Below are 25,313 nucleotides of genomic sequence, written 5' to 3'. Positions count from 1 at the left end.
GATGTAGGCGCCGCTCCCGGTCATGTTGGCAAGCGTCGCCCGATCGAGGGCCTTTCTTGCGGTCATCCGGTCTCTCATCAGCGGGAACCGCCGTGTGTCAGGCCGGTCTCCTTCATGAATTCGGCGAACTCGCCCAGAAGTCGGCGCGAGGACTCCTGCATCGCGGAGAGGGTCATGCCTGCGGAGTGCGGGGACAGGGTGCAATGAGGGTTGTCCGCGAGCACCGAGCGGAAGCCTGGGCCTTCTTCCTCGAACACATCGACTGCAGCCCACGAGAGCCCGGCCCGGCGGTCTCTCAGTACTTCGTCGAGGGCCTTCTCGTCGACGACACTCGCCCGGGACGTGTTGATCAGAACCGATCCCGGCCTCATCAACCGCAGTTCCTCCGCCCCGATGAGGCCGTCGGTTTCGACCGTGGCCGGTACATGGACCGACACCACGTCGCAGCCAGCCAGTAGCTCCGCGAGGGACTCCACCCGGTGACCGGGCCACTGTGCCGCTCGCTCTGCGGTGAACCTGGGCGATCCGTGCACCAGGACCTCGGCCCCGAACGAGCGCCCCAGCTCGGCCACTCGTCGGGCGATCGCTCCCGAGCCCACCAGGCCAAGCCGGGCGTTCATGAGGCCACCGGTCGGCAGGCCTTCGACCGCCGCGCTCCAGGAGCCCGCGCGCAGAGCGTTCGATCGCCTTGAGACTCCGCGGAGCGCGTCGAGCATGAGTGCCAGCGTGAGCTCGGCGACCGCCGCCGCGTTTGCTCCTGGTGTTGTCCGGATGGCGACTTCGAGGCGCTGTGCCGCGGTCCGGTCGAAGGTGTCGGATCCGGCCGCAGCCCTCCCGACCAGCACGAGACGGCGCTGGAGAGCGCCCGCTGTCGCTCGTTCCAGTACGGACTCGGTGAGCGGGATTCCGGCCCGGCATTTCAGTGCGTCGTATCCGCGCCCGTCGTCCTCGAGCTGCCGGGCCAGTTCCTCCTCCGAGAAACCGTCGAAGTCCACCGTGGCCCAGCGGGCGGCGATACGGGCCCGCAGCTCGGGGCCGGAGACCCGGCGGAGGTTGACCGTCGGTACGAGACCCAGGTCGTCGAGGGCGGCCAGCTCGGTCACGGCGGTATCGCCCGGTGCCGGGTCCACGACCAGGACCCGGCCATGGGGGCGGTGGTTCTGCCCGGTGTTCACGTGTCCTGCCTCCGTCCGTCGTGCCCTGCCGTGGCGAAAGGGCGGTACCTCAGGTCGTCCCTGCCGAGCACCTCGAGCTGGAACGCGCGCATGCTGCCGGGGGACGTGTCGGGGCTGACCGTGGCACCGCGCAGGAACGCCGTCTCCACCTGGTCGAGGCGGGTGTCGAGTTCGCCCGGAGTCGGCGCGCTCACCAGCATGGCCGCCGCAGGCTGGTACAGGGAGTTGGTCGGCCCACCGTAGGTGGCGCCCAGGTAGGTGTGGAAGCGGACGTACTCCACGCCGTCGAGGTCGGTCAGGTCCTCGGCGGTGGGCAGCCCGAGAACCACGCCGACCGGCAGTTTGGGGTGGATCGAGCCCACCTCCAGAGGTTCTCGGCTCGGTGTGGCGCTCGGCCGGCCGGCCGAGGCATAGGTCCACCGAGGCCTCGGCCACGGACCGGGAGGGCCGCACCTCCTCCTCGTTGAACGGACCGCCGCGCCTTCCGGCGCACTCGCTGACGCGGACGGGAGCCTGGTAGGGAGCTGTCACAGCGGGATTCGAGCGGAGTTGCCTGCTGGGCGATCGCGTCCGTCGATTCCACCATCTGCCATGTGACATTTCACAGAGCAGGAGGCTAACCGTGCGCTGTCGAGGCGTCAACTTCCTTCTTGACCATGAGACAAGAAGGACCTGGAACGACAGACACACCCAGCGACATCCCGACATGGCGAGTCACCGACTCCGCCTGCGCCAGGTGCGAGAGCTTCCCCTCGACCAGGGCGCCGGATGCGTGACCCGGCATGACGACCCAGGCCGGACAGCACAGTGCCCGCAAGCGGCAGATCCATGTTCGTTGAACAATACGGCAATTGGTTGATGTCCCAACTTGGCGGGCACTCACGGTACGCCAGACGGGTGCCGGACTGGTGGCAACCGACCAGCAGGCGTGGCAAGGCTCGGCGGTCGCGCTAATGCAAGTATTGCAAGACCCCTTGAAGGATCGTTGAACAATCCCTACCTTGTGGGGAAGACACAGGACGCGTGCACGAGAAGTCCCCGTTGCGCCGTTTTTGGTGCATGGTGGCTGCTCTGCGCCTGCCGTCGACCGGCTGTCCGTATCACCGGACCCGCTCCCTTCCCCGTGAGGTGCGATATGACCGCAGTCTCCGCCAGACCCCCTGTGACCACCGCCACCGAGGAAGTCGGCGGTCCGTTCGGATGGTTTCGCACCCTGGGACCCCAGGGCCGTCGCGCCTTCGCCGGCGCGTTCGGCGGGTACGCGCTGGACTCCTACGACTTCCAGGTGCTGCCTCTGGGCATGGTCGCCATCGCGGCGTACTTCCACATCTCCAAGGGGCAGGCGGGGCTGCTGACCACGGTCACCCTGGTCGTCTCCGCGCTCGGCGGCATCTTCTCCGGAATGCTGATCGACCGCGTCGGCCGGGTCCGCACCCTCATGATCACGGTGGCCACCTACGCGGTGTTCACGGTGCTGTGCGGCTTCGCCGTCAACTATCCGATGCTGCTGACGTTCCGCGCACTGCAAGGACTGGGCTTCGGCGGCGAGTGGGCCGCCGGCGCGATCCTGGTGGCCGAGTACGCGTCCGCCCGCTACCGCGGGCGCACCGTCGCCTTCGTCCAGTCCGCCTGGGCAGTCGGCTGGGGCTTGGCCGTGATCGTCGCCACCGTGGTGCTCGACCACGTCAGCGGCGCCATGGCCTGGCGCATCCTGTTCTGGACCGGCGCACTGCCCGGCCTGTTCCTGCTCTACCTGCGCCGCGGCGTCACCGACGCGCCGCTGACCAGGGAGCAGCAGGCAGCCAGGACACGGACCCCGGTGTCCGCGGTGTTCCGAGGTGGTCTGCTACGCACGACGCTCTTCGCCGCGCTGCTGGCCACTGGTGTACAGGGCGGGTACTACACGATCGCCACCTGGCTACCGACCTATCTCAAGACGGTTCGGCACCTCGGCGTGGTGGGCACCGGCTCGTACCTCTTCCTGCTCATCACCGGGGCTTTCGTCGGTTATGTGACCGGCGGCTATGCCACCGACTGGCTCGGGCGGCGTAAGGCGATCGCGTTGTTCGCCGTGCTCAGCGCCGCGATCATCATCGCCTACACGCACATCCCGGCCGGCCAGAACAACCTGTTGCTCGTCCTGGGCTTCCCGCTCGGGTTCTGTTCCTCCGCCATCTTCAGCGGCTTCGGCTCCTACCTGGCCGAACTGTATCCGGGCTCGGTACGTGGCACCGGGCAGGGCCTGACCTACAACGTGGGCCGTGCGGTGGGAGCGTTCTTCCCCACCGCGGTCGGGTTCCAGGCCGGCGGCCACGGCCTGGGCGGCGCCCTGACCTACGGCGCTGTCGGCTACGGCATCGCCGTCGTGGCCCTGTTCGGCCTGCCCGAGACCCGCGGCAAAGAGCTCGGCTGACCTCTCGTCAGTCCCCGTCGTCCAGAAGGACTCCCATGACCGTGACCACCGGCGTTCCGGATCTGAGCGGCTGCACGCCCGCCGAGGCCAGGGCCGCCTTCCGCTCCGGAACCACCGTACCGACCTCGGGCGTCGCGCCCGGCTTCGCCCAGGCCAACGTGATCTCGGTACCGCGGGACTACGCCTACGACGTGTTGCTGTTCGCCCAGCGCAACCCCAAGCCGTGCCCGGTGCTGGAGGTCACCGAGCCGGGTTCGTGGCACTCGCGGCTGGCACCGGGGGCGGACCTGCGCACCGACGTGCCGAGCTACCACGTCTGGCAGGACGGGGGCGTGCGGGACACCCTCCCGGATGTCACGGGCGCCTGGCGGGACGATCTGGTGACCTTCCTGATCGGGTGCAGTTTCAGCTTCGAAACCCTGCTTCGCGACGCGCAGGTACCGCTGCGCCACGTCGAACAGGGCACCAACGTCCCCATGTACGTCACCGACCGGCCGTGCGTGCCGGGCGGGCGCCTGCACGGCCCGATGGTGGTGTCGATGCGACCGGTGCCCGCGCACCTGGTCGCCAGGGCCGTGCAGATCACCGCCATGATGCCCGCCGTCCACGGGGCCCCGGTCCACGTCGGAGAACCCGAGGCCCTCGGCATCCAGGATCTGTCCGCCCCGGACTTCGGCGACCCGGTGACCCTCCGGGACGGCGACGTGCCGGTCTTCTGGGCCTGCGGGGTCACCTCCCAGGCGGCGGTCATGCAGGCCAAGCCCCCGTTCGCCATCACCCACGCCCCCGGCTACATGTTCGTCACGGACGCCCGGGACGTCGACTACCGAATCGTCTGACCGCTCGCACACCCGGCGCAACGGGTGCCCGAGCATGAGTGAAGAGCAAGGAAGGACGGCAGCCCACCATGAACCATCAGCAACCGGTCATCGACCTCAACAGCGACCTCGGTGAGGGATACGGCCGTTGGACGCTGGGCGACGACGATGCCCTGCTGTCCGTCGTGACCAGCGCGAACATCGCCTGCGGCTTCCACGCGGGGGACCCGAACACCATGCGGCGCACCTGCTGGACGGCTGCCGAGAACGGTGTCGCCATCGGCGCCCACGTCGGTTACCGCGATCTCGTCGGCTTCGGCCGGCGGCAGATCGTCCTCGATCCGGACGACCTGATCAACGACGTAATCTACCAGATCGCCGCGCTGGACGCTTTCGCCCGCTTGGCGGGGAGCCGGGTCGGCTACGTCAAACCGCACGGCGCGCTGTACAACACGGTGACCGCCGACCCCGCGCAGGCAGCTGCCCTGGCCGAGGCCGTGCACCGGTACGACCCCGAGCTGGTCCTGCTCGGACCGGCCGGATCCCAGGGACTGTCGCAGGCGCGGGCCAGGGGATTGGAGGGCGTCGAGGAGGCATTCGCGGACCGCGCCTACGACCGCGGGGGGCAGTTGGTGCCGCGCGGCCGGCCGGGCGCGGTCATCCACGACATCGACGTGATCGTGCAGCGCTGCCTTACCCTGGCGCTCCACGGCGAGGTCACGGCGATCGACGGCAGCATCGTGCCGCTGCGGCCCCGCTCACTGTGCGTCCACGGCGACACCCCCGGGGCAGTGGCCATCGCCAGGGCGGTGCGGGCCTCGCTCCTGGACGCCGGAGTCCTCCTCGCCCCGTTCGCCGCCGAGGAGGCGCGATGCGCTTCCTGACCGCCGGCACCCGCACCCTCCTGGTCGAGGTCGGCGGACTGGAGGAGGTCGGCGGCCTGCACGAGAGCCTCCGCGACAGCCCTCCACCCGGGGCGGTGGAATTCGTCCCCGCCGCACGCACCCTACTGGTCACCTTCGACCCCGCCGTCACCACCCGCGAGAGCCTCTCGGCAGCAATCGCCGCCCGCCGGGTATCCACCACCGGGCCCTCGGATCAGCGGCTGGTGGAGATCCCCGTCGTGTACGACGGGGCGGACCTCGCCGAGGTCGCCCGCGCCACCGGACTGAGCAGCCGCGAAGTCGTCCAGCGGCACAGCGCCGGACGGTACACGGTCGCCTTCGGCGGTTTCGTCCCCGGATTCGCCTACCTCTCCGGTCTCGACCCGCTCCTGCTGCTCCCGCGCCGACCCGTCCCCCGGACCCGGGTGGCACCCGGATCGGTGGCCATCGCGGATCAGTTCACCAGCGTCTACCCGCGCGAGTCCCCCGGCGGCTGGCACCTGCTGGGCCGCACCGAGACCGCCATGTGGGATCTGCACCGGGACCCACCCGCCTTCCTGGCGCCCGGCCGCCACGTGCGCTTCGTCGAGGTGCAGCCGTGATCGAAATCCTCCGCACCGGACTGCTCACGACCGTCCAGGACCTCGGCCGCCCCGGCCACGCAGCCCTCGGCGTCGGCGCCTCCGGCGCAGCGGACCGCGGCAGCCTGCGCTTGGCCAACCGGCTGGTGGCCAACGTCGAATCCGCCGCCTGCCTCGAACTCACCTACGGATCGCTGACCGTCCGCTTCCATGCACCGGGAACCGTCGCCCTGACCGGAGCACCGTGCCCAGCCGCCCTGGACGGGCGCATGGTGGGGATGAACGGGCCGATCCACGTGCAGACGGGCCAGACGCTCGAGATCGGCATGCCCGCTGCGGGGTTGCGGACCTACCTGGCCGTGCGCGGCGGCATCGACGTGCCGCCCGTCCTGGGATCCCGTGCCACCGACACCCTCTCCGGCATCGGCCCGACCCGACCGGCCACCGGGACCCGCCTGCCGATCGGACGAGCCATGGACGGGTATCCCGTCGTCGACCTCGCGCCGGTGCGCGGCTACGCGGACGACGTGGTCCTGCGCATCATCCCCGGCCCTCGCGACCACTGGTTCGGTTCCGCTGCGCTGACCACCCTGTGCTCCGCACGCTACGAGGTCACCGCTGACAGCAACCGGGTCGGCGCCCGCCTCGACGGCCCCCCGCTGCAGCGCGCGATCCACCACGAGATGCCCCCCGAGGGCATGGTGACCGGCGCGCTTCAAGTCCCGCCCAACGGGCAGCCCGTCCTCTTCCTCGCCGATCACCCCGTCACCGGCGGCTATCCCGTCATCGCCGTGGTCACCGACGGGGACCTCGACCAGGCCGCCCAACTCCGACCCGGTCAGTCCGTCCGATTCCGCCCCGCCCGGACGAACCTGGTCACCTCAGCCACCGCCCGCCACCCGCTGCCCCAGCCTGCCGGCCCACCGGCCCTCGACCCCCGCCTGGCCCCGGGTACCTAGCCCGGGCCGGTCTCAGAAGCCCCGCCGGACCCCGTACGAGACAGTACTTTTGTTCAACGATCCCGTGAGAGACTCGGTGGTGAAGCAGTCGGCAGAGCCTTGCGGGTGAGGCGGTGAGGGGAGACAAGTGAGCACAGGTGCTCTCGGGACGTGGGTCTCCGATCTCGAGAAGGACAAGGACCTGATCGGGCGGAGCAGCACCGCCGAACGCGTGGCCGGCATCCTCCGGGACCGGGTCACCGAGGGATTCATCCCGCCCGGCACCCGGATGTCGGAGGAGGCCATCGGCGAGGCCCTGGGCGTCTCCCGCAACACCCTGCGCGAAGCCTTCCGACTGCTGGCCCACGAACGCCTGCTCGTGCACGAGCTGAACCGCGGCGTCTTCGTGCGCACCCTCAGCAAGGACGACGTCGTGGAGCTCTACCGGCTGCGCCAAATCGTGGAAGGCGCCGCTGTCCGGGAGTTGGCCAGCGCCCCCGACCAGGTGATTGCGACGATCCGCGCAGCCGTCGAGGACGGCGAGCGCGCAGCATCGGAACACCGCTGGCCGGACGTCGGAACGGCCAACCTGCAGTTCCACCAGGGGATCGTGCAACTGGCCGGATCCCCGCGCCTGGAGGAGTTCATGCTCCGCATCCATGCTGAACTCCGCCTGGTATTCCACGTCATGCACAACCCGCGCCGCTTCCACGAGCCCTACCTCGCACGCAATCGCGAACTCATGGCAGCCCTGGAATCCAGGAACACCCAGCACGCGGAACTGCTCCTCGCCGTCTACCTCGCGGACGCGGAGCGGCAACTGGTACGCGCCTTCGCGGGCGCCGAGCCGTCCGGTCCCGAACTCGCCCGGTAGCCACGGGGTCCGACGGGGGTCAGGGATCGCTTCACGGAGCGCCACCGCTGACGTACGAACGCCGGGAGGGGAGGCGGCGCCGCCTCCCCTCCCGGCTGCTGTCGGTTCCGGTTGCCGCGCCGCGGCTACCGATGCAGCGTCAGTACGGCGGCCCCGGTAGCGTGACGCTGCTGCTGGTCGGCCTGGCCGTGGGAATGTTCCTGACGGCGATCCAGACCTCCGTACTCCCGCTCCTGGTCGTGGCGGCCTGCGCCCTGGCGGCTGCCACCGCCGTCGCCGTCAGCGGTCTGATCGGCTTCGCAGGCCCGTGCACAGGCGGCCGGAACGGGCAGGCAGACCCTGACCAGCGATCAGGGTTCGGGCTCGTGAAGCGTGAAGCCGTGGCCCAACCACCATCCGCGCCTTCGATTAGCAGGACATCTTCCACATGCGGCTGATAATAGAAGGCATGACGCGACGTCTTGGTGTAGAATCTGAAGTGCAGGGGGCGGCCTTGGGGCCGGCATCACCGTGATGCCGACGGCGCCCGCCATCAGGGGGAATTCATCATGACCTACCACTTCGACGCGATCCGGGCGACGATCGACGAGCGGCTCCGGGAAGCCGAGAAGGACCGTCTCGTCCGCGCGCTCCGTCTCAAGAACCGCGCCGAGCGCACCACCGAGCGCGCGCGCCAGGCCCTCGCCGGCCTGACCGCATGAACACCCCGATCACAACGGGCCGTCACCGACACACCGGTGACGGCCCGTCCTGCTTCCCACGTCGACGGTCCGCTACGAACCGGACGTCAGAGAACACGGCCGGGCCCGGCACCATTTCCTTGACGAACCCCGTAGAGGCACCCCCGTCACAGGCGCAGCGGCGGCGGTCGGTGGTGCTGCGTGCGGGCCGGATTGTGCTGATTCGACCGGCGTGACGTCGGCTCGGACTCGGTCAGCCAGTCTGATGAGCCGGAACACGATAGGTGGAACCTGGCCAGGCAGGTTGGAGCTACTACAGACGTGTCGCAGTACGGACGAGGTCGGCGACAGCTCTGGACCGGCTGTGCGGTGGCCAGGCGATCACGGTGGTGACTGTCGGCGCATCCAGCACGGGCACGGCGGCGAGGTCACCGTGCAGTTGGGCTCGGCACGACTCCGGTGAGACCGAGCAAGCACGGCCGAGCGCGACGAGCTGCAACAACTGCGCGTGGTCGCGAACCTGCGGGCCGGGGCCGGGCGGGTAGCTGCCGTCGGGGTCGGGCCAGCGTGGCAGGGGCAGGCCCGGCAGCGCGGTGATGTCGGCCATGTGCACATGAGCCCGGACGGTGAGCGGATGCCCGGACGGCAGGACCACAACCTGGCCCTCCGTACCGAGCTCCTCGGTGTGGAATCCGGCCGTCGAGTCGAACGGCCGGTGCAGCAACGCCACATCGGCCCGGCCCTCACGCAGGAGCCGTTCCTGCTCGGCCGGGCCGCACAGAATGACCTCGACGGGCACCGCGCCGGGTTCAGCGGCGTACGCGTCGAGCAGTTTCGCCAACAGCTCGCTGGACGCGCCGGCTTTCGTGACCAGGGCCAGGCCGGCACGGCCGGTCGTGGAAAGGGCTGCGCGGAGCGTCCGGCGCTCCGCGGCGTCGACCGCGTCGAGGGCCGCCCGGCCCTCGACCAGCAGCACCGAGCCGGCCACGGTCAGCGCGACGGTGCGGCTGGTCCGATCCAGCAGCGCCGCCCCGAGGCGGCGTTCGAGCTGCTGGATCGCCCGTGACAAGGGCGGCTGTGCGATCCCGAGCCGCTGCGCGGCGCGCCCGAAGTGCAGCTCCTCAGCGACAGCGACGAAATACCGCAGTTCCCGGGTCTCCATACCGGCACGTTACTCCGGATCCATACCCGGACGGTATCGTTGCCCACCCGATCGGTGTTGGACCCACGCCGGGTTCCGAGGGCAGCATGGTCCCTATGAGCGAACGGACGATTGCGCTGGTCACCGGCGCGAACAAGGGAATTGGCTACGAGATCGCCGTGGGCCTGGGCGCCCTCGGCTGGAGCGTCGGCGTCGGTGCCCGCGACGATCAGCGCCGTCAGGCCGCAGTGGAGAGGCTGCGGGCGGCCGGCGTCGACGCGTTCGGCGTACCGCTGGACGTGACCGACGACGCGAGCGTGACCGCCGCCGCACGGCTGATCGGGGAGCAGGCCGGGCGCCTCGACGTGCTCGTCAACAACGCCGCCATCACCGGCGGTTGGCCGCAGGAACCCACCCGGGTCGATCCCGCCACCATCCGGACGGTCGTGGAGACCAACGTGATCGGCGTCATCCGCGTCACCAACGCGATGCTGCCGCTGCTGCGCCGCTCCACCTCGCCGCGGATCGTGAACATGTCCAGCAGCGTCGGCTCCCTCACCCGCCAGTCAGGAACCGCCGCTGAGCAGACGGCCGGTCCGGTGGCCGTGGCGTACGCGCCGTCGAAGACGTTCCTGAACGCCGTCACCCTCCAGTACGTCCGGGAGTTGAGCGGCACGAACATCCTGATCAACGCCGGCTGCCCCGGCTACGTCGCGACCGACCTCAACGGCTTCCGCGGCGTACGTACCCCCGAACAGGGCGCGGCGATCGCCATCAAACTCGCGACCCTGCCCGACGACGGCCCGACCGGTAAGTTCTTCGAAGACGCCGGCGTAGTGCCCTGGTGATGTGCTGTCCCGCCGCAGTCGATCTGGTCCCGGTCTCAGCTGAGTTGGTCCGATTCGCTCAGCGTCTCAGATGTTCTGGTCCGTCGGTGCGCCTGTCAGCAGGGCGGCAGGCTGCGCCGTGTACGCGGACTGCCTCCTCGCGGGTGGCCCGTTGACCTCCCGCGAGGAGTTCAGCCCCTGGCTCAGACCGTCGCTTCGAGAGTGACCGAGATGTTCCCTCGGGTGGCGTTGGAGTACGGGCACACCTGGTGCGTGGTCTCCACGAGCTGATCGGCGGTGGCCTGGTCCAGGCCGGGCAGATGCGCCGACAGGGCGACCTTCAGTGAGAAGCCTCCGTTGTCCAGGGCAATTAGGCTCACCGTGGACCTGACGGTCGACTCGCCCAGCTTCACCTTCTGCTGACCTGCTATCAGGCGCAGCCCGTTGTGGAAGCACGCTGCGTAGCCGGCGGCGAAGAGCTGCTCGGGGTTGGTCCTGTCGCCGCCGGGGCCGCCCATCTCCTTGGGGACCGCGAGGAGTTCGTCGAGCACCCCGTCGGAGGTACGGACCTCGCCGTTGCGGCCGTCGCCGGTCGAGAGTGCCTCGGTGGTGTAGAGCGTGGACATGGGGTCTCCATTCACAGGTATTCAGGAAGGGTGGACGGGTTGTCGGTTGCCGGACGGGTGCGTCCGTGTGGGGTGGTGGCTTGGGCGAGCAGGGTCAGCGCGGCCTGCGAGGCGGAACCCGCCACGGCGGTCACCGCGACGAGTCGCTGTCCCTGCTCGTTCGGGACCGGCATGGCCTGCTGGGTGACGTCCATCGGCCCGACCAGCGGATGCCGCATCCGGTAGGCCGCGAGGTCCCAGGCCCGGACCCGGTGCCGGGCCCACAGGTCGGTGAACTCCGGGCTGTGCATGACCAGTTCACCGATCAGCGCGGCCAGCAGCGGATCGTCGGGGTACCGGCCGACGGCCAGCCGCAGTCTCCCCACCGCGTCTGCGGCCTTCTTCGGCCAGTCCTCGTACAGCTCCCGGGTGTGGGCGTCCCGAAAGACCAGCCGAGCGGTGTTCGGACGCCGGGCCGGGTCCTCCGGGCTCCTCGGATCGAGGTGCCCGGCGAAGAGCGCATGGCCGGTACGGTTCCACGCCAGGACGTCGCTGCTGCGGCCGAGCACGACGACCGGGGTGTCCCCGAAGGCGTCGATCAGCTGCTGGGTCGTCGCGGTGACGCGCTCGGGCGCCGACGACCTGTGGGTTCGGCCATTACCGCCTTTCCGCCCGACACCAGCGAGGTCGCACAGGTGACGGTGTTCGGTCTCGTCCAGACGAAGTGCCCTGGCGAGCGCATCCAGTACCTCCGTCGACGCGCCCCGCGACAGCCCCTGCTCCAGCCGCGTGTAGTACGACTCGCTCACCCCCGCCAACCGGGCAAGCTCGTCCCGGCGCAGTCCCGGCACCCGCCGCCGCTCACCGAACTCCGGCAACCCGACGTCCGACGGCTGCAGTTGCGCCCGACGTGTCCGCAGGAACCGTCCCAACTGCGACTTGCTCTTCATGGACTTGAGTATGGACACGGGCGGCGGCGCGTGCCTGCCCCTGCCAGTGCCAGGCAACGCGGCTTGAGATGGTGTGAGGTGACCCCCGGAGACCTGGCTGGATGCCGAGCACCGCAATCTCATGTCAGCACTCGAAACAGCCGCCGCGACCGAGCAACACACCGTCGCCATGCAACTGCCGACCGCCTTATGGGAGTTGTTCAACCATCGCGGCTACTGGGATGACTGGATCACCGCCTGCACCCTCGGACTGGCCTCGGCACGCCAGGTTGGCAGCGACGACCACCGGGCGGCCGTTTGTCGTCGTAGACGGCCTGGCCGTGGTCGTCCGCAAGCGGGGCAGGGCGCGGCGTGGGCGCCCCGGAGGTTACGGCGGACGGGTGCCGGGAACCGCCGGCCAGCCATGCGACCGGCCGATCGTTCCCTACTGGGCGAGGTAGCCGCCGTCGACAGGCAGGACGGCGCCGGTGATGAACGACGCCTCCGGTGAGGCCAGGAAGAGCACGGCCGCTGCGACCTCCGCCGGTTCGCCGAGGCGGCCCATCGGGTGCAGCTTCTCGATCGCCGCCAAGTACGCGGCGCCGCCCGGCTCCTGGGGGAGCCGGGCGACCCGCTCGGTGCGGATGGTGCCGGGGGCAACGGCGTTGACCCGGATGCCCCGGTCGGCCCATTCGACGGCGAGGTGCTTGGTCAGCCCGGAGGCGACGAACTTGGCGGGCCCGTACACCGCCTGCCCGCGCTGCCCGGCCTCTCCGGAGATGGACGAGATGCAGACGATCACGCCCCCGCCACCGTTCGCCACCATCGCCTCGATCGCGTACTTGCAGGTGAGGAACATGCCTCGCCCGTCCACCGCCATGACCCGGTCGAAGTCGTCGCCGTCCGCCTCGGTGATCTCCATCAGCGGGAGCACGCCCGCGTTGGCCACCGCGACATCCAGCCGCCCGTACCGCTCGACGGCGGCGTCGACCATCCGCCGTACGTCAGGCGCCTGTGAGACGTCTCCGACCACCGTCGTGGTCCCTGGCAGCTGCTCCGCGAGCCGGTCGAGCCCTGGGCCGTCGAGGTCGGTGGCGACGACGTGTGCGCCCTCGGCGGCGAAGCGGACGGCCACGGCCCGGCCGATCCCGCTGGCTGCGCCGGTTACCAGGCAGACCTGGTCGCGGATAGTCATGGCGGGATGACTGCCACGGGCCGGGCCGAACGAAACCACCCGATCAGGTGGCACGAGCGGCGCGGCCGGGTGGACAGGCCACCGGGGAGGTGACGCTCGTTCAGAGCCTGTGTCTGACGCGGGCTCTCAGGGCGTGCAGGGGCGGGTCTCGGTCCAGTCGACCATCAGACGGCGCTCGGCGAAGAACCACGCGCCGTCCTGCTTGACGAATTCGTCGAGGTAACGGATGGACGCGATCATGATCGTGCGCTCGGCATCCGCGCCGAAGGAGATGTGCTGGGCCAGGCAGTAGCTCTCGCCGCTCGCCCGGTCGCCGTCGAGGGACACCGTGCTCTGGCCGTTGAAGTGGGTGGTGGCCCGGTAGGTGTTCAGGTTGTCGAACACCGGGGCGAGGGCCTCGCGTCCGTGCAGTTCCTGGGTCGGCTCGGCTGCGGTGGCGTCCATGTACACCAGGAAGCGGGTGTCCTCGGTGAACAGGGCCATCTGGCCCTTGCCGTCCCGACGGTCGGCGCAGTGCGCGTAGGCGTCGATCAGCTCCCGGATGGCGAGGCGGTCGGCGGCTTCCTGGGGTGGGATCGAGGTGTAGGAGGACATGTCGGCTCCCCTCGTGAAACTATTTGACATATGCATAAGAGCACTGGGTGCGCATCTCCCGCAACCGGTCAGCGGGATCTGGAGGGCAGCGCTGTGAGCGATCGGACCGACCCGCGAGTCACCCGGACCACCAGCGCCCTGCGGCAGGCCGTCGTGGAACTCGCCTCGCAGCGGCCCGCCTCCCAGATCACCGTCGCCGACTTGGCCGAGCGCGCGAGGATCACCCGGGCGACCTTCTACAACCGCTACAGCACCCCACTGGATCCGCTCATCGAAGCGCTCTACTCCGATCTGGAGACCGGGCACCGACTGGAGGAGCAGCGCCGCGCCCAGGGGTACCCGGGCCCGGAGCTGCTGCACCTGGCCGTCCGGGAAGTGGCCGACCACGTCGAGCGGTTCGCGGCCGTCTACCGGAACGCGCTGGGCGATCCTGCGGATCGCGGCGTCTTCGACGCCCTGGTGCGGCACTTCAACGACTACGCGCTCTCGTTCCTGGAGCGCACGGCCGGCCGTGGCCTTCCCGACGTCAGCCACCAGGTGACCGCACAGTTCCTGGCCCACGGCTTCGCCGGAGCCATCAGGGCATGGCTCGGCCATCCGGACGTCACCAAAGACGACCTGGTCGAGGTCGCCGTGTCGTGCGCACCCGCCTGGTGGGCGGCCGCAGCCGCCACCCCGGTCGAACGCTAGTGCTGCACTGCGGTGGATCGTTGAGGGTGCGTTCGTCCAGGCAGCGGGGTCGTTGAGGAAGAGGCCGCACGCGCGCGGACACCTGTGGGCGGTCGGCAGGCCCTTCACGGCCCCGGACCCAGCCCGGCGATCGGCCGGGTCCGGGCTCCCCCAGGTGCCACTCGCCGGGCTCAGGCCAGGCCGAGCTGGGCAGCGATGACGGAACCTTCCGCGTAGCAGTCGAAGCGCTTGATCTTGCCGTCGACCAGCTCGAACACGTCGCAGCATGGGGCGTCCATGCGCTTGCCGGTCGCCGGGACGGTGCCCGAGGGCGTCTCCAGCGGGCCGAGGTGGGTGCCCTGGAGCCGCAGCTGCACGATGACGATGTCGCCGGTGACGTAGAACCGGCCGAGTTCGCGATGCATGTCGGGAAACGCCTTCGCGTAGACCTCGACCGTCTTGCCGAGTTCGTCCGCGCCGCGATAGGTGTGCGGGATCGACATGTCCGTGAAGGTCCCGTCCTCGGTGAAGGCGGCGACCCACCCGGCGACGTCCTGATCCTCGGCGACCTGGTAGGCGTTGCGGATGATCTTCTCGTTGTCCAGTGACATCTCGGTTCTCCTGGCTCGTGCGAGCGGCACCTCCCGTCAATGGAGGTGCCCTTTTCAGTGGTAGTGCGGTCCTGACATACGCCGCGCCCGCCGGGCCCGCCGGGCCGCGAACGGCACGGCGGGCGCGGCCTCGCGCTGGTCTCCGGGCTACTCGCTGTCGGGCCTGACCTGGGTGTCGACGAAGTCGCCGATCGCCGCGAAGACCGTTGCGGGCTGCTCGGTGAGCGGGAAGCGCCCGGCCTGCGGGATTGGTTGGCAGGAGTCGGCCGGGGCTGGGGCGGGTCGGGCCGGGTTACCGGTGCGGGTACGGGTGCGGGTGTGGATGCTCAGGCGAAGTCTGTGGCCGGCTCGGTGGCGTACCGGCTCATCGCCTCGATCGTCGCCTCGGGGGTGAGCGGCCGACCGTCGGCGATCATGTCGCGCAGATCCCGGAAGTAGTTGACGTACAGGTCCGGGGTGAACGTGTTGAGCAGGACCGTGATGCCGTCGGTCGGGTTGGCGAAGGTGTGCGGGGCGCCGGGCGGGATCATGACCAGCGTTCCGGCGGGTACGTCGTACACAGTCTCGCCGACGGTGAAGCGGGCCGTGCCGGACACCACGTAGAAGCCTTCGTCGTGCCGGGCATGCCGGTGCTGCGGCGGCCCGTCGGTGTGCGGGGCGAGCGTGATCTCGCCGACGCCCAGGCGGTGCCCGGTCGTGCTGCCGTCCTCGAGGATCCGCATCCGGGTCGGGCCGAGCTGGATCGACTCACCGGCGTCCGGGCCGACCACTGAGACGTCTGCCATCTGAACCTCCAGCGAAGAGAGACTGCCATCGTTACCAGGGTCAACCCTCATGAATATAGGCACCCTGCGCGCTTTATGCAAGTTAACTCTCATGATAATAGTCGACCTGCCCGGGTGGGGCGCGGGCCGGTCCGGAGCCGGTCGCGGAACAACCTTCTCTGCGCTCAGAGAGTGGGAGGGGACGCCGGCGGGCCCGACGTCAACCCGCCGGGGCCGCAGGCGTGCTGGGGATCGGCTTGTCGAGCATGGTGCAGACTGCGGCGTTCACCAGGGCCTGGTCGGCAGCGCCGGTCTTCGGCGAGGCGAGGCCGAAGATGGTCGTGGTGAAGACCGAGACAGTACGGCGGCCGGTGCTGTCGGTGTAGTCCTCGCTGGAGTAGCCGGGTACCTGGCCGACGTGGCCCCAGACGGTGCCGCAGGGGGTGACCACCTGCTCCAGGCCGAGCCCGTAGCGGTTCGGGTTGCCGCTCTCCTCCGCGACGGTGGTCTGCATCTCCTTGAGCTGGGCGGGCGGCAGGAGCTTCCCGGACATGAGCGCGGTGTCGAACGTGGCCCAGTCCTGGGCGGTGGAGACCATGCCGCCCGCAGCCCATTCCGTGCTGGAGTTGGTCCAGGTGGTGTCGACGTGGCCGTCGGGCCGGGCCGGGCCGGCGAACGCGGTGCCGACGGGCGTGCCAGGCGGCAGTACGGGCGCGAGTTGGGCGGCGTCGGGCTCGTAGCCGTGGGCGAGAGCGGGGTTCTTCGCCTCGTCGGAGCCGGTGACCAGGTAGGTGTGTGTCAGGTGCAGCGGACCGGCGATCCGCTGCTGGATCAGCTCGCCCAGGCTGTGTTCCGAGACCTTCTCGGCGACCAGGCCGAGCGCGACGTAGTTGGTGTTGCTGTAGGAGTACTGGGCGCCAGGCGCGAACAGCGGGTTGTGGCGGACGGCGGCGGCGATCAGCTCCTGCGGGGCCCACTGCCTGGTGTCCTGGCCGGTGAACGCCTTCAGGACGTCGGGGTCGTTGGCGTAGTTGAACAGGCCACTGGTGTGGTCGAGCAGCATCCGCAGGGTGATCGCGGCCCCGTTCGGGATCAGGCCGGGCAGCCACTTCTCGACCGGGTCGGCGAGCTGGATCCGGTGTTCGGCGACCAGTTGGAGAACCACGGTGGCGACCATCGTCTTGGTGTTGGAGCCCATCCTGAACGCGTCGCTCGCGGCGAGCACGTGGTCGGCCCTGGTCCAGGGCGCCTGCCGGGCGATCTCGACCGCCGGTGCGTTGCCGTCGTCGACCCGGACGATCACTCCGGGCGCTCCGGCGTCCACGTCCTGCTGGGCGAGCCCGGACAGCCGGGCCTGCGGCGAGGCTGGCGCGCTCGGGCGTCCAGCCGGCGCGTGGGCGGCCTGCGGTGCGGCGGCCGCCCCGCAGGCGGCGAGCGTGCCGGTCAGGGCTGCGGCCAGGACGAGCGTCAGACCCGCCTGCCGACGGTGGTGCGGGGACGGCGTGTGTCCGGTCATGAGGTGTCCTCCTGAATATGCGGCGGGGATCGATCGGGCGGCACGTCGTTCACCGTCCGCCGGGTCGCAGCGGTCGACGTTTCCCGGCCACACCAGCGTCCCGGGAGCACGGGCGGAGAACACGGGTGCTGGGCCCCATGCGGGGGTGGAGAAAACCCCACTGCGCGGATCCCGGTCGGCCTCACCGTTCAGTCGGAGGGAGCAAGGGAGCGAGGGAGCGTGAGCGCTGTCGGCACGAGTCGGGACCGGGGAGTCCGAACCTGCCTCCGTTCAAGCAGGTTCGGACTCCCCGGTCTCACAAGTACGGGGCGGGGCGCACCATTCAGCGGGGGTGGACCTCCAGGAAGGCGCGGACCGCAGACTCCAGGGCGCCCTCGATCCAGGCCGGCTTCAGGCTGGTGTGCTCGCCCGCGAAGTGCACGCGGCCCTCCACCGTGCGGGTGGCGGGGTGCAGTTCGTGCAGCTGGCCCGGGGTGAAGATGACCGCTTCACCGAGCGCGTAGCGGGCCCTGGCCCAGGACTGGCTGACGCCCACACCGGCGTACTCGGCGCGGACGACCGGGCCGAACAGCCGCTCCAGGTCGTCCAGGGCGAACGCGACCCGCTCGCCCTGGGTGAGGGAGTCCCAGCGGAACGCGTCGTCGGACCAGCTGTACGAGGCCAGCACCACGCCGCCCGGAGATCCGGCCGGGGCGTGCGAGGGCAGGTAGGTGTTGCGGCTGGGGCTGTCGGAGGTGCAGCCCGCGCCGGTGAAGCCGTTCGGTCCCTGCTCCCAGAAGCGGGTCTTGAACTCCAGCAGCACCTTGGTGGCGGAGTCGTAGTGCAGCTCGTTGACGGCCCGGCACTTGGGGTAGGACATCAGCGGTTCGACGGTGCAGAAGCGCAGTGCGCTGAAGGGGATGGTGACGATCGCGTAGTCGCCCTCGAAGCACTCGGTGGGCTGGATCGGTGCGCCGTCGCAGGACTCCTCGGTGCCGCTCTCGGCGGTGGTCTCGATGCGGACCCCGGTGGCGCTCTGGATGAGGCGGGTCATCCGCCGGCCCATCCGGATGTCGTTCCTCAGCGGCGCGGCCAGGGCCTCGGTCAGGACGTCGAAGCCGCCGACCAGTTCCCAGTACCGGTTGGTCGGCGTGATCGCCGCGTGGTCCATCAGGGTCGGGACGAGGGAGTAGTGCAGCCGGGAGGTGAGGTTCTCCAGGGTGCCCGCCGCCTGGATCTTCGCCAGGTCCCACCCGGCCTCCTCGACCAGGTAGCGGTGGGTGGAGTAGTCGTCGTACTTCTGGAATATGGTCGCCCAGGCGTCGATCTGGTCGTTGATGTTCGCGTCGCCGGAGACGGTCACGGGCTTGAGGGCCTCGTTGAGCGCGTCTGCCATGGTGGTGCCGGCGATCGCGCCGAACGTGCTGTTCACCTTCTTCGGCGTGGCGGCGTAGGCGGCCCGGGTGGTGGTGAGTCCGTTGACACGGATCAGCCGCTTGCCGCCGGACACCGGGGGCGTGAAGGTGTGGTCGTCCGGGCCGTTGGTCCAGGTCTCGCCGGTGAAGGACCGGTAGGTGACCGGGGGTATGGTGCCGGTGGGTTCGGCGCCCGGCGCCACGTCGGCGTTGTAGAAGAGCTGGCGCTTGAGTCCGAGCTTGTCCACGAGCGCGCGGACCAGCGGGTGGAAGTCCGGCAGCCGCATCGCGCCGGCCTCGGCGTACAGGGCCTTGTCCTTGAAGTCGCGGAAGGTCTTCACCCGGCCGCCCACCCGGCTCCCGTTGGCCTCGATGACGACCACCTCGTGCCCGGCCCTCTTCAGGAGCGTGGCGGCGGTCAGCCCGGCCACCCCGGCGCCGACGATCAGGATCTTCTTGCGCGGTGCTCGGGGCGGGAGTTGGCCGTCTATCAGAATCCGCAGGTACTGCAGTTTCAGGTCCTCGCCCTTGTCGCCGACCAGCAGGAGCTTGCGGGCCAGGTCCCGGCTGACCACCGGATCGATCCCGTGGGGCCGGTCGGAACCCGGCGGGCTGATGACCGGGCTCCCGGTGAAGCCGGTGGCTCCCACCACGGCGGCCCCCGCGACAGCCGAGCCGAGGAAGCTGCGCCGGGCGACAGTGGACGGGCGGCTCTCGGGTGAATCGCTGGTCTTGGCAGGCGAGTTCGGCACAAGGGCTCCTGGGATGGAATGCACATTCGTCGGATGAGATCAAACCCCGCCGAATTGAGCCGGGTACATGCCAATCATCTGGTTCACCCGAACAAGTGAAGAAACCCGGCTCACGCCTCAGTTCGGCTCCCCCAGTGATAAAGGCCCGGACGGACACGCGATCCACGCGCCTCTGGAAGCTGCCTGAGCCATGGCGCCGAGCGAAGCCAAGACAGCCGACCGGCGGATGGACGCGCCTCCGACAAGGACGGGGGCGGCGTGGCCAGTCGGCTGCGGAGCGCCGCGCGCTCATCTCCGGCACCTGGCCTGCATCCGCGAGGGGCCTGACGCTGCTTCATCATCCAGGTAGGGGTAAACGCGTGGCGGCGCTTCCCCCCGGGCCCGTAGGGTGCCCGGCATGAACGGGGATCAGCACCAGGCGCCGATCGAGCCGGGCGCGCTGCCGGGCGAACTGCCGCCCGAGGTGCCGCCGCTGCCTGACGCAGGCTCGCTGAAGGCCTGCGCCGCCACCGACCCCGCGCGGCTCTACGAATTGGCCGTCGCCCACCTCCGGCGTCCCGGGCCCGAGAGCGCCCGCGCGATCTCGTGGATCGCCGAGCCGCTGTGCACCGAGGATTCGTACCAGGCCGCTGAATGGGCCGCCCGCCTGGCCGACACCCTGCTGACCCTGACCGGACCGGACGACCACCGGATGCTGGTGCGGCGGATGGCCCGGCAGTTGGTCCAGCGGGCGGGCTGGGTGACGCTGAAGCCACTGTTCGAACAGCTCCCCGAGCACCTGGACGGCCCGGCGGAGTTCCGCGCCTGTCTGCTCCAGGAGATAGCACTGCGGTGGGGCGTCGACGCCGAGCCCTATCTGGAGTACGCCCGGCGGCTCCAGGAACTGCGGCACCCGCTGGCCTGGCTGCCACTGGCCTCGCTGCGGTTCGAGCACGAGCTGTGCCGGACGACCGAGGGCAGCATGCCCGGCTCGATGAGTCCCGCCACCCTGCGCGCCGCGTACCCGGAGATCCCGCCGACCGAGGCCGGCACTGCCGCCGGAGGCCGCGCCCGGGAGGTTCCGGACACCGGACGGGCCGAGGCCGCCGGCGCGCCGCTCGCCCAACTGGGCAGGTGGGAGGCGAAGTTCTACGTCCTTGCCCAGCCACTCGACCCGGACGACTGGAACGCCGCGTTCCTGGCCGAACTCCCGGCGCAGTGCCTGGCCGGGACCACCACGGACACGATCGTCGCGGTGCACACCACGGCGGACGACCTGGCCGGCGATCTGTTCGTGTCCGCGTACTCGGGCGGCCTGTGGGGCGAGTCCCGGCAGGGCGCCTACAGCCGACTGTTGACCTGGCACAGCCTCTACGCCCTGCTGGACCTCGACCTCACGGTGTCGCCGTACGACGCCGTCCGGCTCGCGGCCCGGCACCACTGGCTGCGCTTCGCGGTGGACGAGCACAGCGACAACCAGTGGTTCCACCGAGAGGTGACGGACCTCGGGTTCGCCGTCCTCGACCCCGGTCGGACCCGAATCGCGCTCCTGGCCGCCACCGACACCGACTGACTCCACCCCGAGTGCGAACCGGTGCTCGCCGTCGCACGCGCGAACAAGGCGACGTCCGCGCAGGTCCGGTCGGCGTGGACGCAGCAACGGGGACCGGACCAGGCCGTGGACCCCGCTCTACCACGGACCCTCCGCGCCGCGTGGCAATTTCGCAGCAGACCCCTCTCATGAGCGAACTGGGCCCGGGCAGCGCTCCGACGAGCCCGGGGCAGGGCAATCCTGGTCCCTCCCCGCCGTACTCTTTCGATCGTTTGAGGATGCTGATGCTCCGTGCCGGATCGTTACCCGGAGGTCGCCACTCCGTTTCCGTTCTCGGCTGGCTCCTCCCCGTGGTGGTGACGGCTGCCGCCGCCGCCGTCGCCGCGTCGGTGGCCTCCACCGGTGCCCGCGCGGGAGTCGTCTGGTGCGGGGTCGTGGGCACCGCAGCGGTGGCCGTGGTGGCCGCCGAGGCGGCGCGGCGCGGGCGGACGCTGGCCCGCCTGCAAGAGCGGTACACCCAGCAGGAGAGCGAGCTGCGCCGTCGGCTGGCCCGGCAGGAGGCCGCGACGGTCCAGCTTGCGAAGGTCGCGCTGCCCGAGGCGGTCGCCCGGCTCCAGCGTGGCGAGTTCACCGAGGACGTGCTGAAGGCGTACGAGTCCCACGACAGCGTCGTCGGCCCCGAGTTCCAGGCCGCCCGGCAGGCGGTGCTGCGTTCGGTGCTGGAGGCGGTCGACGCGGAGGAGGGCCTGCGCGAGTCCGCGCAGCGCGCGTTCGTGAACATCGCCCGCCGGGTGCAGGCGATCGTCCACCGGCAGGCCCAGGACCTGCGGGAGATGGAGGACCGGCACGGCAACGACCCGGCCGTCTTCGACGACCTGCTGCGCCTGGACCACGGAAACGCGCTGGTCGGGCGCCTCGCGGACAGCATCGCCGTCCTCGGTGGCGCCCGCCCCGGCCGCCAGTGGAGCCGGTCCGTCCCGCTGTACAGCGTGCTGCGCGGTGGCATCTCGCGGATCCTCGACTACCAGCGGGTGGAACTGCACCCGGTCTCCGAGGTCGCCGTCATCGGACCCGCCGCCGAGCCGCTGATCCACGCGCTGGCCGAACTGCTCGACAACGCCACCCGCTACTCCCCGCCGCAGACCAACGTGCACCTGACCGCCGTCGAGGTGCAGACCGGCATCGCCATCGAGATCGAGGACGGCGGCCTGAGCCTGAGCGAGGAGGGCCGGGCCCGCGCCGAGCGGATGCTCAAGGAGGCGCAGGCCGGGATCGACCTCAACGACCTCGGTGAGACGCCCCGCCTCGGCCTGGCCGTGGTCGGGCGGCTCTCGCAGGCGTACGGCTTCCAGGTCTCGCTGCGGCCCTCCGCGTACGGCGGCGTGCGCGCGGTGCTGATCGTCCCGCAGGAGCTGATCACCACGGCACCCGCCACCGGCCGGGCGCACGGAATCGGAGCCGCCCCCGGCCGTCGAGCGGTCCCGGCCGCCGGTTCCCGGCCGATGGGCGGTTCCAGCTCGTGGGGGCCGAGGACGGTACCCGACTCCTTCTGGTCCTCGCCGGGGGCGGCGCCGGGGCCGGGCTCGACGGACGGCGAGCCGCCCCCGAACGGCCTGCCCCAGCGGCGCCGCCACGCCACGCCTGCCCGGACGGGCACGCCCGAAGCCCCCAGGATCCCCGCGCCGGCCGAGGCGTCGGAACAGCCCGGTATATGGCTGGCCGCGTTCCACGAAGGGGTGAACGGCCACCCGCCGTCCACCGGTGCGGCATCCGGCCACACCAGCGACGCGTCGGCAGGGAAGAGCGAACAGTGATTCAGCAGCGGACCAACATGGACTGGATGCTCAAGGAACTGGCTGACTGCGTCCCGCACACCCGCCACGTAGTCGTGCTCTCCGCCGACGGCCTGCGGATGGCCCAGTACGGCACCGACACCGACACCGCCGACCGGCTCGCCGCCGCCTGCGCCGGTCTGCAGAGCCTGGCGGGCGCCGTCGCCACCGAGTTCCCGCACGGTGACGGGCGGATGCGGCTGGTGGTCATCGAGCTGGGTGGCGGGTTCTTCTACCTGATGGCGGCCGGCGCCCGGGCGTACCTCGCGGTGCTGGCCGACCAGGGGGTCGACGCCGGGCTGATGGGCCATCGGATGCGGGACCTGGTCGCCCGGATCGGCGAACATCTCAGCACTCCTGCGCGGGGCGGCGAGCAGGTCGCATGAGCGCAGCCGACCAGGTCTGGGACGAAGGCAGCCCCGAACGGCTCTATGTGATCACGCGCGGCCGCAGCGGCCTGGCCGAGCGATCCGCAGTCGACCTGGTCACCCTGATCGTCTCCCGCTCGGAGCCGGCGCCCACGATGCAGCCGGAACACGCGGCGATCCTGCGGATCTGCGGCTCGCCGCTGTCCGTGGCCGAGATCTCCGCCTACCTGCGGCTGCCGGTGAGCGTGGTCACCGTGCTGCTCGCGGACCTCCTCGCCGAGGGACGGATCGAGGCCCGCGCCTCCGTCCCGCAGGCGGTCCTGCCCGACCGCGCCCTGCTAAAGGCGGTGATGCATGGACTTCAGAAGCTCTGACCGCTCACCCCGACCACCTCACACCTACCCCGGAGGTACCGTGACCACCCCCTTCTCCGACGACCTCTCACTCACCCCGCCACCCGGCTGCCCCGCCCACCGGCTCGACACCGGCGAGTTCGACACCGGCGGACTCGCTACCCACGGCCCTGACACCCACGGCCTCGGCGCAGACGGTCTCGGCGCCGACGGTCTCCGGCGGCTCTACGGGCCGGAGGCCGAGGCCGACCCGGCGGGCCTGTACGAGAAACTGCGCGCCGAGCACGGCGAGGTGGCGCCCGTGCTGCTGCACGGCGACCTCCCGGCCTGGCTGATCCTCGGCCACTCCGCGAACCTCACCGCCATGCGCACGCCGTCCCGGTTCTCCCGGGACTCCCGCCGCTGGACGGCGTTCCAGCAGGGCCTGGTCACCCCGGACTCCCCGCTGATGCCGGTGATCGCCTGGCAGCCGCTGTGCGTTTTCGCGGACGGCGAGGAGCACAAGCGCCTGCGCAGGGCGGTCACCGACAGTCTGAACCGCTTCGACCGGCGCGGGATCCGCCGCTACGTCACCCGCTTCGCCGACCAGCTGATCCAGGACTTCGGACCCACCGGCCAGGCCGAGCTGGTGGCCCGGTTCGCCGAGCACCTGCCGATGCTCGTGATGACCCAGGTGGTCGGCATGCCCGAGGAGTACGGGCCCCGACTGGTGGACGCCGCCCGGGACTTGATGAAGGGCACCGAGACGGCCATCGCGAGCAACGACTACGTCGTGGCGACGCTGCGCCGGCTGATGGAGCGTAAGCGGGTGGCGCCCGGCGCCGATCTCGTGTCCTGGCTGATGCAGCACAGCGCCGGACTCACCGACGACGAGGTGCTGGAGCATCTGCGGGTGGTGCTGCTCGCCGCGAACGAGACGACCGTCAACCTGATCGCGGACACCCTGAAGCTCCTCCTCACCGACCGGCGGTTCCGCACCCACCTGTCCGGCGGCCACATGACCCTGCCCGACGCCCTGGACCAGGTCCTCTGGGACTCCGCGCCGATGTCGCTGGTCGCGGGCCGCTGGGCCACCGGGGACACCGAACTCGGCGGGCAGCAGATCAGGGCCGGCGACATGCTCCTGCTCGGTCTCGCGGCCGGCAACGTCGACCCCGCCGTCCGCCCCGACCTGTCGAAGCCGCTCTACGGCAACCGCTCCCACCTGGCCTTCGGCGGCGGCCCGCACGAGTGCCCCGGCCAGGATATCGGCCGGGCCATCGCGGAGACCAGCATCGACATCCTGCTGACCCGCCTGCCGGACATCCAACTCGCCATTCCTGAGGACGAGTTGACCTGGACGTCAGCCTGGCTGTCCCGGCACCTGGTCGAGCTGCCGGTGCGCTTCACCCCGCGATCGAAGCCCAAGGGGGAGGCGACCGCCACCGGAGGCACCGCGCCCACGACACCACCGACGACGACCCCCGCCACGCCCGACACCCCGCCGGCTCAGCCGATCGCGCCGCCCACCGGCCCGGCCGCCACGGCCACCGTCCCCCAGCAGCGCCGCAGCTGGTGGAGCGTCCTGGCCGGGATGTTCCGGCACTGACGGCGCGCCGGCCGACCGAGCAGCATCCCAGCAGCACTCCGAGCAGCACCCCGGCCCGCACAGCGCCGCCCGGGAATGGGAGACCCACGGACAGCGGGTCTCCCTTCTGCTTCCCCTCGCAGGCTTGGGACTGCGACGACCTGGGCAGCCGACCTGGACACAGACGAACGTAATCCTTCATCAACAAACATAATCCCGCGCGAAGTCTATTGAAGTGTGGCATGTGCCATTACACTCCGATGCGCGACAACCTCCAGCCGGTCAAGGTCATCGCCGCAGGC

The 25,313-nt window shown here is 70.5% G+C and carries 25 protein-coding genes; 14 read left to right on the top strand and 11 right to left on the bottom strand.

The window, feature by feature from the left end; genetic code table 11:
- Positions 1 to 77: 77 nt before the first annotated feature.
- Positions 78 to 1,175, bottom strand: a complete 1,098-nt coding sequence (locus P3T29_RS01225) for an NAD(P)-dependent oxidoreductase (protein WP_280714298.1) — start codon at positions 1,173 to 1,175, stop codon at positions 78 to 80.
- Entirely contained in the window at positions 1,172 to 1,537 is a 366-nt protein-coding gene (locus tag P3T29_RS01220; RefSeq protein ID WP_280714297.1) for a hypothetical protein, read from the bottom strand. Before P3T29_RS01220 ends, P3T29_RS01225 begins: the two co-directional genes overlap by 4 nt.
- Before the next feature lie 773 nt (positions 1,538 to 2,310).
- Between P3T29_RS01220 and P3T29_RS01215 the strand changes: the two genes are divergently transcribed.
- From P3T29_RS01215 to P3T29_RS01185, 7 genes are all read left to right on the top strand, one after another.
- The gene (locus P3T29_RS01215) at positions 2,311 to 3,588 is read left to right on the top strand and encodes an MFS transporter (RefSeq protein WP_280714296.1); all 1,278 of its coding nucleotides are present in this window, start codon (positions 2,311 to 2,313) and stop codon (positions 3,586 to 3,588) included.
- Positions 3,589 to 3,623: 35 nt separating this feature from the next.
- Complete coding sequence (locus P3T29_RS01210) at positions 3,624 to 4,427, top strand: putative hydro-lyase (RefSeq protein ID WP_280714295.1); 804 nt, start codon at positions 3,624 to 3,626, stop codon at positions 4,425 to 4,427.
- Positions 4,428 to 4,495: 68 nt separating this feature from the next.
- Positions 4,496 to 5,290, top strand: coding sequence for a 5-oxoprolinase subunit PxpA (locus tag P3T29_RS01205; protein WP_280714294.1), 795 nt, complete (start codon positions 4,496 to 4,498; stop codon positions 5,288 to 5,290).
- The gene (locus tag P3T29_RS01200) at positions 5,278 to 5,892 is read left to right on the top strand and encodes an allophanate hydrolase subunit 1 (protein ID WP_280714293.1); all 615 of its coding nucleotides are present in this window, start codon (positions 5,278 to 5,280) and stop codon (positions 5,890 to 5,892) included. Before P3T29_RS01205 ends, P3T29_RS01200 begins: the two co-directional genes overlap by 13 nt.
- Positions 5,889 to 6,830 carry a biotin-dependent carboxyltransferase family protein gene (locus P3T29_RS01195; protein ID WP_280714292.1) on the top strand — a complete coding sequence of 314 codons (942 nt, stop codon included), beginning with the start codon at positions 5,889 to 5,891 and terminating at the stop codon, positions 6,828 to 6,830. Before P3T29_RS01200 ends, P3T29_RS01195 begins: the two co-directional genes overlap by 4 nt.
- 127 nt (positions 6,831 to 6,957) lie before the next feature.
- Positions 6,958 to 7,683, top strand: a complete 726-nt coding sequence (locus P3T29_RS01190) for a GntR family transcriptional regulator (protein ID WP_280714291.1) — start codon at positions 6,958 to 6,960, stop codon at positions 7,681 to 7,683.
- A gap of 548 nt (positions 7,684 to 8,231) precedes the next feature.
- Positions 8,232 to 8,384 carry a hypothetical protein gene (locus P3T29_RS01185; protein WP_280714290.1) on the top strand — a complete coding sequence of 51 codons (153 nt, stop codon included), beginning with the start codon at positions 8,232 to 8,234 and terminating at the stop codon, positions 8,382 to 8,384.
- Positions 8,385 to 8,676: 292 nt separating this feature from the next.
- Here the strand turns inward: P3T29_RS01185 and P3T29_RS01180 are convergent, their stop codons facing one another.
- Positions 8,677 to 9,525, bottom strand: a complete 849-nt coding sequence (locus P3T29_RS01180) for a LysR family transcriptional regulator (protein WP_280714289.1) — start codon at positions 9,523 to 9,525, stop codon at positions 8,677 to 8,679.
- Positions 9,526 to 9,620: 95 nt separating this feature from the next.
- Between P3T29_RS01180 and P3T29_RS01175 the strand changes: the two genes are divergently transcribed.
- Positions 9,621 to 10,352, top strand: coding sequence for an SDR family oxidoreductase (locus P3T29_RS01175; protein WP_280714288.1), 732 nt, complete (start codon positions 9,621 to 9,623; stop codon positions 10,350 to 10,352).
- Positions 10,353 to 10,534: 182 nt separating this feature from the next.
- Here P3T29_RS01175 and P3T29_RS01170 read toward each other — a convergent pair whose 3' ends face one another.
- From P3T29_RS01170 to P3T29_RS01155, 4 genes are all read right to left on the bottom strand, one after another.
- Positions 10,535 to 10,957, bottom strand: a complete 423-nt coding sequence (locus tag P3T29_RS01170) for an organic hydroperoxide resistance protein (protein ID WP_280714287.1) — start codon at positions 10,955 to 10,957, stop codon at positions 10,535 to 10,537.
- An 11-nt stretch (positions 10,958 to 10,968) separates the two neighbouring features.
- A complete protein-coding gene (locus P3T29_RS01165; RefSeq protein ID WP_280714286.1) occupies positions 10,969 to 11,886 on the bottom strand; it encodes a helix-turn-helix transcriptional regulator in 918 nt (305 codons plus the stop codon).
- Between the two features lie 424 nt (positions 11,887 to 12,310).
- Positions 12,311 to 13,060, bottom strand: coding sequence for an SDR family NAD(P)-dependent oxidoreductase (locus tag P3T29_RS01160; protein WP_280714285.1), 750 nt, complete (start codon positions 13,058 to 13,060; stop codon positions 12,311 to 12,313).
- A gap of 126 nt (positions 13,061 to 13,186) precedes the next feature.
- A complete protein-coding gene (locus tag P3T29_RS01155; protein WP_280714284.1) occupies positions 13,187 to 13,654 on the bottom strand; it encodes a nuclear transport factor 2 family protein in 468 nt (155 codons plus the stop codon).
- Between the two features lie 93 nt (positions 13,655 to 13,747).
- Between P3T29_RS01155 and P3T29_RS01150 the strand changes: the two genes are divergently transcribed.
- Positions 13,748 to 14,344: a TetR/AcrR family transcriptional regulator gene (locus P3T29_RS01150; protein ID WP_280714283.1), complete on the top strand. Its 597-nt coding sequence runs from the start codon at positions 13,748 to 13,750 to the stop codon at positions 14,342 to 14,344.
- Positions 14,345 to 14,514: 170 nt separating this feature from the next.
- Here P3T29_RS01150 and P3T29_RS01145 read toward each other — a convergent pair whose 3' ends face one another.
- From P3T29_RS01145 to P3T29_RS01130, 4 genes are all read right to left on the bottom strand, one after another.
- The gene (locus tag P3T29_RS01145) at positions 14,515 to 14,934 is read right to left on the bottom strand and encodes a nuclear transport factor 2 family protein (protein WP_280714282.1); all 420 of its coding nucleotides are present in this window, start codon (positions 14,932 to 14,934) and stop codon (positions 14,515 to 14,517) included.
- A 326-nt stretch (positions 14,935 to 15,260) separates the two neighbouring features.
- Positions 15,261 to 15,719 carry a cupin domain-containing protein gene (locus tag P3T29_RS01140; RefSeq protein ID WP_280714281.1) on the bottom strand — a complete coding sequence of 153 codons (459 nt, stop codon included), beginning with the start codon at positions 15,717 to 15,719 and terminating at the stop codon, positions 15,261 to 15,263.
- Between the two features lie 199 nt (positions 15,720 to 15,918).
- Positions 15,919 to 17,214 carry a serine hydrolase domain-containing protein gene (locus tag P3T29_RS01135; RefSeq protein ID WP_280714280.1) on the bottom strand — a complete coding sequence of 432 codons (1,296 nt, stop codon included), beginning with the start codon at positions 17,212 to 17,214 and terminating at the stop codon, positions 15,919 to 15,921.
- 322 nt (positions 17,215 to 17,536) lie between these two features.
- Positions 17,537 to 19,360: an FAD-dependent oxidoreductase gene (locus P3T29_RS01130; RefSeq protein ID WP_280714279.1), complete on the bottom strand. Its 1,824-nt coding sequence runs from the start codon at positions 19,358 to 19,360 to the stop codon at positions 17,537 to 17,539.
- 397 nt (positions 19,361 to 19,757) lie between these two features.
- Here P3T29_RS01130 and P3T29_RS01125 point away from each other — a divergent pair, with 397 nt between their 5' ends.
- The 5 genes from P3T29_RS01125 to P3T29_RS01105 all read left to right on the top strand — a co-directional run bounded on the left by P3T29_RS01125 (position 19,758) and on the right by P3T29_RS01105 (position 25,032).
- A complete protein-coding gene (locus P3T29_RS01125; RefSeq protein WP_280714278.1) occupies positions 19,758 to 20,912 on the top strand; it encodes a DUF6183 family protein in 1,155 nt (384 codons plus the stop codon).
- A gap of 263 nt (positions 20,913 to 21,175) precedes the next feature.
- Entirely contained in the window at positions 21,176 to 22,705 is a 1,530-nt protein-coding gene (locus P3T29_RS01120) for an ATP-binding protein (RefSeq protein WP_280714449.1), read from the top strand.
- Complete coding sequence (locus P3T29_RS01115; RefSeq protein ID WP_280714277.1) at positions 22,702 to 23,109, top strand: roadblock/LC7 domain-containing protein; 408 nt, start codon at positions 22,702 to 22,704, stop codon at positions 23,107 to 23,109. Before P3T29_RS01120 ends, P3T29_RS01115 begins: the two co-directional genes overlap by 4 nt.
- A complete protein-coding gene (locus tag P3T29_RS01110) occupies positions 23,106 to 23,465 on the top strand; it encodes a DUF742 domain-containing protein (protein ID WP_280714276.1) in 360 nt (119 codons plus the stop codon). The genes P3T29_RS01115 and P3T29_RS01110 overlap by 4 nt, the downstream gene beginning before the upstream one ends.
- Before the next feature lie 40 nt (positions 23,466 to 23,505).
- Positions 23,506 to 25,032 carry a cytochrome P450 gene (locus tag P3T29_RS01105; RefSeq protein ID WP_280714275.1) on the top strand — a complete coding sequence of 509 codons (1,527 nt, stop codon included), beginning with the start codon at positions 23,506 to 23,508 and terminating at the stop codon, positions 25,030 to 25,032.
- Positions 25,033 to 25,313: the final 281 nt, after the last annotated feature.

It is taken from the genome of Kitasatospora sp. MAP5-34 (assembly GCF_029894335.1).
Lineage (GTDB): Bacteria > Actinomycetota > Actinomycetes > Streptomycetales > Streptomycetaceae > Kitasatospora.
The sequence above is the reverse complement of the archived record's forward strand: the minus strand, read 5'-3'. Positions and strand labels throughout refer to the sequence as shown.